This window comes from Cupriavidus sp. SW-Y-13 (genome assembly GCF_009793345.1).
Lineage (GTDB): Bacteria > Pseudomonadota > Gammaproteobacteria > Burkholderiales > Burkholderiaceae > Cupriavidus.
The window spans coordinates 632,009-644,326 of the sequence record NZ_WHLX01000002.1 but is presented as its reverse complement, the minus strand read 5'-3'; the positions used below and the strand labels follow the sequence as shown (position 1 = coordinate 644,326).

At 62.6% G+C, this 12,318-nt stretch carries 11 protein-coding genes; 4 read left to right on the top strand and 7 right to left on the bottom strand.

Annotation, left to right across the window (positions count from 1 at the left end; translation table 11 throughout):
• Positions 1-34: 34 nt before the first annotated feature.
• Together sucC and sucD are read left to right on the top strand one after the other, a co-directional pair.
• On the top strand, positions 35-1,246 hold the full coding sequence (gene sucC / locus GA566_RS18670; protein WP_160473648.1) for an ADP-forming succinate--CoA ligase subunit beta: 1,212 nt from the start codon (positions 35-37) through the stop codon (positions 1,244-1,246).
• Position 1,247: 1 nt separating this feature from the next.
• Positions 1,248-2,120: a succinate--CoA ligase subunit alpha gene (gene sucD / locus GA566_RS18665; RefSeq protein ID WP_137923436.1), complete on the top strand. Its 873-nt coding sequence runs from the start codon at positions 1,248-1,250 to the stop codon at positions 2,118-2,120.
• 51 nt (positions 2,121-2,171) lie between these two features.
• Here sucD and GA566_RS18660 read toward each other — a convergent pair whose 3' ends face one another.
• The 7 genes from GA566_RS18660 to GA566_RS18630 all read right to left on the bottom strand — a co-directional run bounded on the left by GA566_RS18660 (position 2,172) and on the right by GA566_RS18630 (position 10,445).
• Positions 2,172-2,609 carry a PAS domain-containing protein gene (locus GA566_RS18660; protein WP_160473647.1) on the bottom strand — a complete coding sequence of 146 codons (438 nt, stop codon included), beginning with the start codon at positions 2,607-2,609 and terminating at the stop codon, positions 2,172-2,174.
• 129 nt (positions 2,610-2,738) lie between these two features.
• Positions 2,739-3,989 (bottom strand): formyl-CoA transferase, encoded by a 1,251-nt coding sequence (gene frc / locus GA566_RS18655; protein WP_137923438.1) that lies wholly within the window; start codon positions 3,987-3,989, stop codon positions 2,739-2,741.
• Between the two features lie 57 nt (positions 3,990-4,046).
• Complete coding sequence (gene oxc, locus GA566_RS18650; protein WP_137923439.1) at positions 4,047-5,780, bottom strand: oxalyl-CoA decarboxylase; 1,734 nt, start codon at positions 5,778-5,780, stop codon at positions 4,047-4,049.
• Positions 5,781-6,029: 249 nt separating this feature from the next.
• Entirely contained in the window at positions 6,030-6,812 is a 783-nt protein-coding gene (locus GA566_RS18645; RefSeq protein ID WP_137923440.1) for a fumarylacetoacetate hydrolase family protein, read from the bottom strand.
• Between the two features lie 127 nt (positions 6,813-6,939).
• A complete protein-coding gene (frc, locus tag GA566_RS18640; RefSeq protein ID WP_160473646.1) occupies positions 6,940-8,187 on the bottom strand; it encodes a formyl-CoA transferase in 1,248 nt (415 codons plus the stop codon).
• A gap of 265 nt (positions 8,188-8,452) precedes the next feature.
• Positions 8,453-9,187, bottom strand: coding sequence for a GntR family transcriptional regulator (locus tag GA566_RS18635; protein ID WP_137923442.1), 735 nt, complete (start codon positions 9,185-9,187; stop codon positions 8,453-8,455).
• 226 nt (positions 9,188-9,413) lie between these two features.
• A complete protein-coding gene (locus GA566_RS18630) occupies positions 9,414-10,445 on the bottom strand; it encodes a 2-dehydropantoate 2-reductase (RefSeq protein WP_137923443.1) in 1,032 nt (343 codons plus the stop codon).
• A 253-nt stretch (positions 10,446-10,698) separates the two neighbouring features.
• On the opposite strand from GA566_RS18630, the gene GA566_RS18625 reads away from it, so the two are divergent.
• Together GA566_RS18625 and GA566_RS18620 are read left to right on the top strand one after the other, a co-directional pair.
• On the top strand, positions 10,699-11,457 hold the full coding sequence (locus tag GA566_RS18625) for a TerC family protein (RefSeq protein ID WP_137923444.1): 759 nt from the start codon (positions 10,699-10,701) through the stop codon (positions 11,455-11,457).
• A gap of 62 nt (positions 11,458-11,519) precedes the next feature.
• Complete coding sequence (locus tag GA566_RS18620; RefSeq protein WP_137923445.1) at positions 11,520-12,209, top strand: GntR family transcriptional regulator; 690 nt, start codon at positions 11,520-11,522, stop codon at positions 12,207-12,209.
• Positions 12,210-12,318 lie beyond the last annotated feature (109 nt).

The window sequence follows — 12,318 nt, the reverse complement described above, 5'->3', positions numbered from 1 at the left end:
CCGGCATCCGGCATATAACAGCGAGAGGAGACACGTGGACATCCACGAACATCAGGCCAAGGAATTGCTCAGGCGCTATGACGTGCCCGTGCCACCCGGCTGCGTGGCCTTTACGCCGGACGACGCCGCCCATGCCGCCCGCAAGCTTGGGGGCTCTGCCTGGGTGGTGAAGTCGCAGATACACGGGGGCGGCCACGGCGCCGGCAGTTTCGCGGGCAATCATTCGGAAAAGGGTGGCGTGCGTGTCGCGATGTCCATTGACGAGGTGCAAGCCAACGCTGCGCAGATGCTGGGCAGGACCTTGATCACCAGGCACACCGGCCCGGCCGGCCGGGTCGTGCGGCGTCTTTATATCGAGAAAGACTGCGTTATCTCGCGCGAGCTTTACCTTGCCATCCTGATCGACCCCGCCACGGCGCGCGTCACGATCATGGTGTCGACCGAAGGCGGCACCGACATCGACGAGGTTGCCGCACACACACCAGAGAAGATCCTGAAGGTGGCGATCGACCCGGCTTGCGGTATCCAACCGTTTCATGCACGCCGGCTGGCGTTCGGACTCGGGCTGTCAGGCAAGCTGGCGGATGCCGCCACGCCACTCATTCTCTCGGCCTATCGCGCCTTCACGGAACTCGATGCGTCGCTCCTGGAGATCCATCCGCTTGCGGTCACGGGCAACGGCGAGGTCATGGCGCTCGACGCCAGGTTCCGCTTCGACGACAACGCCCTCTTCCGCCATCCCGAGATCGAGGCAATGCGCGACGAGGGCGAGGAGGACCCGGCCGAGACCGAGGCCGCCAGGCACGCGCTGAACTATGTCCAGTTGGACGGCACTATCGGCTGCATGGCCAATGGCGCGGGACTCGGGATGGCCACCATGGACATCGTCAGGCTCCATGGCGCCGAGCCAGCCAACTTGCTGGATATAGGCGCCAGTACCACCACGGAGCGCATCACGACAGCCTTCCGCCTGATCCTGGCCGATCCGAAAGTCAAAGGCGTTCTGGTGAATATCTTCGGCGGGGTCGTGCGCTGCAACGACATTGCCGAAGGCGTCATCGCGGCCGCGCGCGAAGTGGACCTGACCGTGCCGCTGGTAGTGCGGCTGGCTGGCACCAACGTCGATCAGGGCAGGCATATCCTGCGCAATTCAGGTCTGCCGATCGTGTCTGCCGGGGATCTTGCCGATGCGGCCGAAAAGATTGTGACCGCCGTGCGCGCCACGCAGACAAAAGGAGGCAGGTGAAATGGGTGTCCTGATCAACCAGAACACGCGCGTGATCTGCCAGGGCTTTACCAGCGCGCAAGGCACGTTCCATGCGGAACAGGCCCTGGCCTACGGCACGAAGATGGTCGGCGGCGTTGCGCCCGGCAGAGGCGGAGCGACGCACCTCGGCCTGCCGGTTTTCGACTCCGTGGCGGCAGCGGCCGACGCCACCGGCGCGGATGCATCGGTCATCCACGTACCACCACCGTTCGCCGCCGATGCCATCCTGGAAGCGGTCGATGCGGGCATTGCCCTGATCGTCTGCATGACCGAAGGCGTCCCCGTGATGGACATGGTGCGCGTCAAGCGTGCGCTGTCAGGTTCCGGCAGCCGCCTGATCGGCCCGGGCTGCACGGGCGTGATCACGCCCGGCCAATGCAAGATCGGCGTCATGCCCGGGCACATCCACGCGTCGGGCAAGATCGGCGTAGTGTCACGTTCGGGTACGTTGATGTACGAGGCCGTAGCGCAAACCACGGCTGCCGGGCTGGGTCAGTCGACCTGCATCGACATTGGCAGCGATCCGGTCAACGGCACCAGCTTTATCGACTGCCTGGAGATGTTCCTGGCCGACGACCAGACCGAAGGCATCCTCATGCTGGGCGAGATCGATGGGTCTGCGGAAGAAGACGCCGCACGCTTCCTGCGCGAAGCCCGGTGTCGCAAACCCGTGGTGGGCTACATCGCCGGCAACACTGCGCCAGCGGGACGCAGCATGGGTCATGCAGGGGCCGTTGTCTTGAGGGGTACAGGGACGGCGGAAGCCAAGATCGACGCCATGCGGCAAGCCGGACTCCATGTGCCCGCTTCGCCAGCGGTTCTGGGAGCAACCATGGCAGCCGCGATGAAATAGGCATCGGGGGCGCGCAGGCATCCGCGCGCCCCCGAAAAAGAGAGAAGAAGTTCAGGCTGCGGCGCCCGCCTTGGCTTCCAGTTCCGTGATGCGCTTGCGCAGCGCCCGTTCTTCCTGAAAGCGCGCGGTCTCGTCGCGGATCACCGCCACGATGCCCGTAACCTCCCCGCCCTCTCCGTGCAGCAACGCCACGGTAAAGGCGATCGACATCGCCTCGCCTTTCTTGTTGATCGCCGGGACTTTCAGCAAGTCATGGCCGTAGCGGGTCTGGCCCGTTGCCATGGTCTTGTCGTACCCCTCCCAGTGGCGCGCACGCAGGCGCTCGGGAATGATCAGGTCCAGCGACTTGCCCAGGGCTTCCTCCTGGGTGAAACCGAACATGTATTCTGCCGCGGGGTTCCACAACGTGATGGCGCCATCGGCGCCGGAGATGATGATGGCGTCGCCGATGGCGGACACCAATTGTTCGTAGTCGATTGCAGTCTGCATGGTCATTCCTGAGGAATGGGAAGGGGCGTGGATCGTCGCCCCGGGTTCCAGGCTGTCATTCTGGCACTTGCCCGAGCCGCCGGGGAATGCGCGGAAGGTTTCGTCCGCGCGTTCCCCGGCACACCGCGCTCAGATTACCTGCGACTCGCGCAGGCTGACGATTTCCTCGGCGCTGTAGCCAAGGCCGGCCAGCACTTCGTCGCTGTGCTCGCCCAGCAGCGGCGAACCCGTGATTTCCGGCTTCAGGTCCGAGAACTTGATCGGGCTGCCCACGGTCAGGTACGTGCCACGAACCTTGTGCGGAACTTCCACGATCGAGCCGCTCTTGCGCAGCGATTCATCTGCGGCAATTTCCTTCATCGACAGCACCGGCGAGCAAGGAATATCGTACTTGCGCAGGATATCCACCGCTTCGTACTTGGTCTTGTCGGCCAGCCAGGCTTCGATGGTATTGAAGATGTCGAAGATGTGCGGCTGACGCGCCTTCGCCGTGCTGTAGTTCGGGTCGGTAATCCACTCTTCCTTGCCCAGCGCCTTGCAGATCGGCTCCCAGGCGTGGCCCTGGATGGTGAAGTAGATGTAAGCGTTGGGATCGGTCTCCCAGCCCTTGCACTTCAGCACCCAACCCGGCTGGCCGCCACCGCCGGCGTTGCCGCCGCGGGGCACCACGTCGCTGAACGTACCGTGCGGGTACTGCGGATACTCTTCCAGGTAGCCCAGGGCATCCAGGCGCTGCTGGTCGCGCAGCTTCACGCGGCACAGGTTCAGCACGGCATCCTGCATCGACACGGCCACCTTCTGGCCCTTGCCGGTCTGCTGGCGGCCGATGATTGCGGTCAGGATACCGATGGCCAGGTGCATGCCGGTGTTCGAATCACCCAGGGCAGCTGCCGACACCGTGGGCGGACCGTCCCAGAAACCGGTGGTCGATGCAGCGCCGCCCGCGCATTGCGCCACGTTTTCGTAGACCTTCAGGTCTTCATAGTGGTGGCCGTCGCTGAAGCCCTTGACCGATGCCACGATCATCAGCGGATTGAGTTCCTTGATGCGGTCCCACGAGAAGCCCATGCGATCCAGTGCGCCCGGACCGAAGTTTTCCACCAGCACGTCAGATTCGCGAATCAGTTGTTCGAGAATCTTCTTGCCTTCGGGCTTCTTGGTGTCCAGCGTCAACGAGCGCTTGTTGCTGTTGAGCATCGTGAAGTACAGCGCGTCCGCGTCAGGAACGTCGCGGAGCTGCGTACGGGTGACGTCGCCGGAGCCGGGGCGCTCCACCTTGATCACGTCTGCGCCAAACCACGCGAGAAGCTGGGTGCAGGCGGGGCCGGCCTGGACGTGCGTGAAGTCGATGATCTTGATGCCGTGCAGTGGAAGGTTCACGTTCGCTCTCCTATTGGATTGAGGAATGGGGGTGAAATTCGAGTGGATTCAAGTGAATTACTTGCTGGCCGAGCTTTGCGGATTCAGGTTGGTCAGGCGACCGCTTTCCGTGCCGGCAGCCGGATCGATGACGGCGTTGACCAGCGTGGGCTTACCCGAGCGCAATGCTTCATTGACTGCCGCTTCCAGTTCCTGCGGCGTGGTGACGTTGTGACCGACACCACCGAACGCTTCCATCATCTTGTCGTAGCGGGCGCCCGGCACGAACATCGTGACGGCCGGGTCCGAACCGCCCGTCGGGTTCTTGTCGATACCTTTGTAGACGCCGTTGTTGTTGAACACCACGACGCAGATCGGCAGGTTGTAGCGGCAGATTGTCTCCACTTCCATGCCCGAGAAGCCGAATGCACTGTCACCGCACACCGCCAGCACCGGCTTGCCGGTTTCCACCGCCGCAGCCACCGCATAGCCCATGCCTACACCCATCACGCCCCACGTACCTACGTCCAGGCGCTTGCGCGGCTCGTACATGTCGATGACGGCGCGGGCATAGTCCAGCGTGTTGGCGCCTTCGTTGACAAACGGGATGCTCGGGTTGGCCTTGACGACATCCTTCAGCACGCGCAGCGCGCTGTGGAAGTTCATCGGCGACGTGTCCTTGGCCAGCGTCTCGGCCATCTTCGCCAGGTTCTTGTCCTTGCGCTCGTCCACGGCGTTGATCCACTCCGCGCCCGGCTTGGCAAAGTTGTTGCCAATCTTGTCGAGCAGTGCCGATACGCACGATCCGATATCACCCACTACCGGCGCGGCGATGGCCACGTTGCTGTCCATCTCGGTCGGCGAGATATCTACCTGGATGAATTGCTTGGGCTTGCCCCAGGTCTTGCCCTTGCCGTGCGACAGCAGCCAGTTCAAGCGGGCGCCCACCAGCAGCACCACGTCCGCTTCGGCCAGTACGTAAGAGCGCGCGGCCGATGCCGATTGCGGATGCGTATCGGGCAGCAGGCCCTTGGCCATGGACATCGGCAGATACGGAATGCCGGTCTTCTCCACCAGCGCGCGGATATCCTCGTCGGCACGGGCGTAGGCGGCACCCTTGCCCAGCAGGATCAGCGGACGCTTGGCGCCCTTCAGCAGTTCCACGGCGCGATCGATCGAATCCGGTGCCGGGAGTTGGCGCGGAGCGGGGTCCACCACCTTGATCAGGGACTTGCGACCCTTCTCTGCTTCCATCGACTGGCCCAGCAGCTTGGCCGGCAGGTCCAGGTACACACCGCCCGGACGGCCGGACACGGCAGCACGAATGGCACGCGCGATCCCCACACCGATGTCTTCGGCGTGCAGCACGCGGAAGGCAGCCTTGGCGTGCGGACGGGCGATGGCCAGCTGATCCATCTCTTCGTAGTCACCCTGCTGCAGATCGACGATCTCGCGCTCGCTGGAGCCGCTGATCAGAATCATCGGGAAGCAGTTGGTGGTGGCATTCGCCAGCGCAGTCAGACCGTTAAGGAACCCGGGTGCGGACACCGTCAGGCAAACCCCCGGTTTTTGCGTGAGATAACCAGCGATGGCTGCGGCGTTGCCTGCGTTCTGCTCGTGACGGAAGCTGATGACGCGCATGCCGTTGGCCTGTGCCAGACGGGCCAGATCGGTGACCGGAATGCCGGGCAGGCCGTAGATATTCTCGATGCCGTTCAGCTTGAGCGCGTCGATGACCAGGTGAAAACCATCGGTTTGTGCCTGATGTTCTTCCGCAGCGTGACGCTGCAGCTCGTTTCCGACTTCTGCCATGGTTGCTTCCTTCTATGCAAATTTGACGGGATTGGACTGTCTTTTTTGGTGTCAGCGGTCGGATGGAACGGTGTCTCCTCCCTTTCGATTCGCTGTACTTCTCTAACGCTGAAATACCGTATGTGATATATCAAAGATCAGCAAGTTATTTCCCACTATTCCGACGAACTTTCGTCGATGCACCGCAGCATTTCGTGACAAATAGACGCAAATTAAGGGGAATTACCGATTCCCCTGAGTTCTGCCTGGTTAGCCGCGCACGTGGTTGACCAGCGAGCCAATTCCGCGAATCGATACCTCCACCACCGAACCGTCCTTCATCGACCCGACTCCGATCGACGTGCCAACTGCGATCACGTCGCCCGGCATCAACGTCATGTCCTGTGACAGACGGCTGACCTGCTCTTCCGGAGAAAACACAATGTCGGACAACGGGTAGTTCTGGCGCTCGACCCCATCCAGGCGCGTCACCACGCTGGCACTGCGCCAGTCGAATCCGGTGACGATGGCCGGACCGATGCAACCGAAGGTGTCGGAACCCTTGGCGCGCGTCCACTGCGGGAAATTCGGGTCGGCATTGAGCAGCTCGCCCGCCGTCACGTCATTGACGATGGTGTAGCCGAAGATATGCGCGGCCGCTTCGTTCAATGGCACGTTGCGGCATTCACGGCCGATGACGATGCCGAGTTCGCCTTCATAGGCGATCTTGCCGGCGTAGCCGCTCGGACGAACGATCGCGTCGCCGGGACCAGCCAGTGAGCTGGCCGGCTTCAGCAGGAACAACGGATGCACGGGCACCGACTTCTCCAGCCGCGCAGCAAGGGCGTGAAAGTTGTTCCATAGCGCCACGATCTTGCCGGGCAGGCACGGCGCGAGCAGTTCCAGCGAGGCGTAGCTATAGACGCTACCGGTGGGACGGGAATCGGCATAGCCAGGGCCATCGTATTCGATGACGCGGTCGGCATCGCCATCGTCGAGCCGGCCATAAGCAGTGTCGCCGTCGGGGCGGCGGAAGCGAATCCAGGTTTGCACGGCAGAGCTCCTCAGGCAGACGCGTGCGTGTCGCGCCTGCGCTCTCAGCAGGGATTGGGACCCCCAGTCGGGGGCCAGTGACGGGTGACGGGTGACGGGCGACGGCCAGTGAGCCGCGCGCCTCGCGTCAGACGGCTCCCGCTACGCGTAGCGCCGCAATCTGTGCCGGCGAGCGTCCCAGCCATTCCAGAATCTCCTCGGTGTGCTCACCCAGCAGCGGCGAGCGCTCGACGCTCACCGGCGAGTCGGACAACGTGATCGGCGAACCCAACTGCACGTATTTACCGCGCGTCGGATGATCCAGTTCCACCAGGTAGCCCCGCTCGTACATCGACTTGTCTTCGATGAGATCCTTCATGGACAGGATCGGGCCGCACGGCACATCTGCGTCGTTGAGCGCGGTCATGACTTCGAACTTGGTGCGGCCCAGGGTCCATTGCTCGATGATGCCGAAACAGGCCGCGAGCTTTTTCAGGCGCACTTCCGGCGTGGCGAAATCCGGATCGGTGATCAGGTCCTCGCGACGGCACAGGCGCATCAGCGGCTCCCAGCCCTGCGGCTGGATGATGACGTAGACATAGTCGTTCGGGCCGCCGGGTGCACAGCGCAGCGCAGCGCCCGGCTGACCACCGCCCGACGAATTGCCGGCGCGCGGCACGTGGTCATCGAACTCGGTATTGGGGTACTCACGCAGCGGGCCGGCCTCGAGGCGCTGCTGGTCACGCAGCTTCACGCGGCACAGGTTCAGCACGGCGTCCTGCATGGCCACTTCCACGCGCTGACCGCGACCCGAATGTTCGCGCTGCAGCAGTGCGGCCAGGATGCCAACCACGCAGTGCACGCCCGTGCCCGAATCGCCGATCTGTGCACCCGTCACCGTCGGCACACCATGCGATTCGCCAGTCGTGGACGCGGAACCGCCCATGCACTGCGCCACATTTTCATAGGCCTTGCAGTCCTGGTACGGCCCGGGACCAAAACCCTTGATCGACGCGTAGATCATGCGCGGATTCAGGGTCTGGATGTTCTCCCAGTCGAATCCGGCGCGGGCCAGCACACCTGGGCCAAAATTCTCGATCAGCACATCGCTTTGCTGGATCAGGTCCTCAAGCAGCGCCTTGCCTTCCGGCGTCTTCATATTGAGCGTCAGGCTACGCTTGTTGCTGTTCAGCATGGTGAAGTACAGGCTGTCGGCATTCGGCACGTCGCGGAGTTGGCTACGCGTGATGTCGCCGCGCCCAGGCATTTCAACCTTGATCACGTCGGCGCCCATCCAGGCCATCAACTGCGTGGCCGAAGGCCCGGCCTGCACGTGCGTCATGTCCAGGATGCGAATACCGTCCAGCGCTTTCCGTTCGGTGTGAGTGTCACCCATGCTGCGTCTCCTGATGATGTGTGTTTGTGCTTTTGACATACAGTATGTGGTATATCACCAAGATGCAAGGGGGTTTAAACCCGAATTCAGCAGCTTTCGATACTGCGCCGCAGCAAGCTGCGTGGACACGCTCTGCGCCCAGACCGCGCAACGAAAAAACCCCAACGAGCCGCAAGGCTGTCGGGGTTCAAATGATGCGGTGAAATCGGTTGTGGCTAGCTATCCCTGACACCTGCCAGGCAGCGTGCAAGACGTCACTCCGACGTCAGTCCAGGAAGTCGCAGTTCTTCTCCACGTACTCTGCCAGGTCCAGCGAATGCTGGCGAACCAGCCGCTCGGCCAGCTCCGTGTCGCGTCTTTCCAGCGCCTCGATGATCCGCAGGTGATCAACGATAGAACGCGCGGCGCGGTCGCTCTGCGAGATCGTCATTTTTCGAATGGCTCGCACATGAACGAAGATGTTCTTGATCTGGTCCATGATGACCTGCGACTTCGACAACTGCACAATCGCCTGGTGAAAGACGATATTCGCGTCCGAGTATTCCTCGATATGCTCGGCGGGCGTGGAGTCGCGGAAGCTGTCGAACATATGGCGCAGCTTGCCGATTTCCGCGTCGGTGGCATTCTGCGTGGCCAGACGCGCGGCCATGCTTTCGAGCGCCGCCCAGACCTGAATCATCTCGACGATCTCGCGCTTGGTCTTGCGCGTAATGTAGATACCGCGTCGTGGCACCGTACGCAGGAAACCTTCCTGCTCGAGTAGCGTCATGGCCTCGCGAATCGGCGTGCGGCTTACGCCTAGCCTTTCGGACAACACGCGCTCGTCAAGGCGTACTTCGTCACGCGACTGATAGATATCGGCGTCGGCAATCGCCTGGCGCAGCATCGCATACGCCTGGTCGCGCAGGCTTGCCCCCGCATTGATAGGTTGCAAGGACAGCGCCAGCCCGGCGGGCGGTTGACCATGCGATTGGACTTCGGATTCGCTTTGGGCAGACATGAATACACTCGTCAATGGCCGGCGCCCTGCCCGCCAGTCTGGCGAGCAGCGGCGACCCGCCTCTTCCTGAACGTCAACGCGCTCAGTTTGGCATGACCCCATGCGTTCTGCTCATGAATCTGGCAGGCAACCGAATGGAATCACAGGCGAAGAGGCGGGACCGGCCCTTTTGTATATGGTATATCACAAAGACGGCACTTCCGAAGGACGTTTAACGCCGCGCGTGTTACGCCGCCCTCGCCACTTTCTCGATTTGAGGCGCGGCCACAGCGACAGGCGCAGACGCGGTAGCCTGCGCCATGCGATCCCGCTGCTTGATCAAGCCGAGCACCGCGTCGATCATCGGGGTCGGCTGACCGATCATGCGGCCCATCTCCTGCACCACCGTCAGCAACGGATCGATCTCCATCGCCCTGCCCGCCTCCAGGTCCTGCAGCATCGAGGTCTTGTGCGCGCCCACCGCGCCGGCCCCATCGATTCGCCGCTCCACATCGACACGAAAATGCACGCCGAACCGTTCCGCGATGTCCTTGGCCTCGAGCATCATCTGCTTCGACAGCCCGCGGGTGGCAGGGTCCGAGGTGATGATATCCAGCGTCCCATGCGTCAGGGCGCTGATCGGGTTGAAGCAGAGGTTGCCCCACAGCTTGAGCCAGATTTCGTCTCGGATGTTGTCGCGAACCGGCGCATCGAGATCCGCCTTGGCCATCATCTCCGCAAGGCGCGTCACGCGGTCCGAGCGGGTACCATCGGGCTCACCAATTGGAAATTTCTTGCCGTACACATGCTTGATCACGCCCGGTGCCACGATTTCGGCGGCGGGATACAGCACACAGCCAATCGCGCGTTCGGGTCCGAGACCATTCCACTGCTTGGCACCCGGGTCAACGCTCTCCAGCGTGCGCCCAGCGAACTCGCCCCCGTGGCCGTGGAAGTACCAGTACGGAATGCCGTTCACGCCAGTGACCACCGCCGTCTCCGGCCCGAGCAACGGCTGCATCAGATCGACCACGCCCGGCACCTGGTGCGCCTTCAGCGTAATGAACACGTAGTCCTGAGGGCCGAGTTCGCGCGGATCGCTGGTACAACGGACTTTCGCGACGCGCTCTTCGCCTTCGATCTGGAGCCGAACGCCGTTGGCCTGCATGGCGGCCAGGTGCGGCCCGCGCGCGATGAAGCTCACGTCTGCGCCGGCCAGCGCAAGCTGCGCGCCCATATAGCCGCCGATGGCGCCCGCGCCGTAGATACAAATCTTCATGGGGTTGTCTCCTCGATGGTGGTTTATTTAGATATGTGATGCCGAAAGCTGCACGCGGAGCCACTCAAATCCGCATTGGTATATCACATACTATATTTCACAATCGCCATTCGACAACCTCGTTCTTCATCTGATCCCTTCTAATTGCGCTGTGCCCGCTTCGCGGGCGTCTGGCTGTGCGCTACCATGTATCCCGTTGTCCGCTTGCGGGCCAGCCGCCCCCGGCCTGTGTTACCTCTGAACTGGAGTTCGCATGGAAACGCTGCTTGCCCTCACCCGCGATCCTTCCGCATGGGCTGCTCTCGCCACTTTGGTGGCCATGGAGATCGTCCTCGGCATCGACAACCTGATCTTCATCTCGATTCTCACCAACAAGCTGCCGGAAGAAACCCGCGAGAAAGCGCGCCGTATCGGTATCAGCCTGGCGCTGATCCTGCGCCTGGGATTGCTGGCGACGATCGCCATCATCGTCGCGCTGACGGAGCCGGTCTTCACCATCTTCGGCAAGGGCATTTCCTGGCGGGACATGATCCTGATTGCCGGGGGGGCCTTCCTGGTCTGGAAGGCCACGCGTGAAATCCACCAGCACGTGTCACCGGATGCGGAGCACGAAGAATCCTCCACCCTCGCCCGCGCCGTACCAAGCTTCGCCGCGGCCATCGGCCAGATCCTGGTGCTAGACCTCGTGTTTTCGATCGACAGCATCATCACCGCCGTGGGCATGACCGATCATGTGCCGATCATGTTCGTTGCTGTCATCGCTGCCGTCACGGTCATGCTTGTCGCCGCCACGCCGCTGGCCAACTTCATCAACCACAACCCGACGATCGTCATGCTGGCACTGGCCTTCCTGATCATGATCGGCATGACACTGATCGCCGATGGCCTGGGACACCATGTGCCGAAGGGCTATATCTATACGGCGATGGCCTTCTCGACCGCCGTGGAAGCGTTGAACATGGTGGCGCGGCGGCGCCGCGAGAAAGCGAGGGGGCAGACCCCGGCACACTAGTGAGGACAAGGCCTGACCGGGTATGATGGCTGCCTTGCTGTCATCCCCACATCAGTCCTTACATGCTTCCTACGGATCTCGCCGGCACCGACGGCGATCAGAGCGCTTCGCTGCCCCGCTCCGAGCGCGCTTACCAGCAACTGCGCTCCGCCATCCAGGCCGGTCAGCTCCCGCCGGGCACGCGCCTGCGCGAGGTAGAGCTGGCCGAATCGCTCGGCCTGTCCCGCACCCCCGTGCGCGAAGCACTCTCGCGGCTGGAGTCCGAAGGGCTGGTAGTCAATGAGCCTAATCGCGGCATGATGGTTACGCGCCTTGACGCGAGCATGGTCAGCGAACTGTATGTGATGCGCGAGGTCCTGGAATCCACCGCTGCGGCGCTCGCCGCGCGACACGCCACCGACGTGGAAATCTCGTTGCTGCGCGATATCGTCGAACGCGACCTGTCATTCGCTACAGACCCGGACAAGCTGGCGATGAACAATCGTCTCTTCCACGAAACCCTGCATCGCTGCGCCCACAATCGCTATCTGCTCAAGACGCTGCGGTCGCTGCACGAGTCGATGGCCTTGCTGGGCCGCTCCACACTGGCCGTCCCCGGACGTGCGCGCGGCTCGTACGAAGAACATATGGCGCTGGTGGAAGCCCTGGAAGCACGCAACCCCGAACAAGCCGAACAGATCACGCGCCGCCATATCCAGCAGGCGTACAAGGCTCGCTTGACGCTCTGGATAGAGGAGCAATCGGGCAGCTAGCTCCGCGGCCCGCCTCAATACAAACAAAAAGCCGGTCCTGGCCCGCCTCTTTCGAAGCGGGCCAGGACCGGCTTTTTAGTGCTGGCGGCGCCTTGAGCACCGCCCATTC

What these genes read in the sequence shown, in the direction of transcription:
- sucD (WP_137923436.1), top strand. Translation starts at nt 1,248, where the DNA reads ATGGGTGTCCTGATCAACCAGAACACGCGCGTGATCTGCCAGGGCTTT.
- GA566_RS18660 (WP_160473647.1), bottom strand. Translation starts at nt 2,609, where the DNA reads ATGCAGACTGCAATCGACTACGAACAATTGGTGTCCGCCATCGGCGAC.
- oxc (WP_137923439.1), bottom strand. Translation starts at nt 5,780, where the DNA reads ATGGCAGAAGTCGGAAACGAGCTGCAGCGTCACGCTGCGGAAGAACAT.
- frc (WP_160473646.1), bottom strand. Translation starts at nt 8,187, where the DNA reads ATGGGTGACACTCACACCGAACGGAAAGCGCTGGACGGTATTCGCATC.
- GA566_RS18635 (WP_137923442.1), bottom strand. Translation starts at nt 9,187, where the DNA reads ATGTCTGCCCAAAGCGAATCCGAAGTCCAATCGCATGGTCAACCGCCC.
- GA566_RS18630 (WP_137923443.1), bottom strand. Translation starts at nt 10,445, where the DNA reads ATGAAGATTTGTATCTACGGCGCGGGCGCCATCGGCGGCTATATGGGC.
- GA566_RS18625 (WP_137923444.1), top strand. Translation starts at nt 10,699, where the DNA reads ATGGAAACGCTGCTTGCCCTCACCCGCGATCCTTCCGCATGGGCTGCT.
- GA566_RS18620 (WP_137923445.1), top strand. Translation starts at nt 11,520, where the DNA reads ATGCTTCCTACGGATCTCGCCGGCACCGACGGCGATCAGAGCGCTTCG.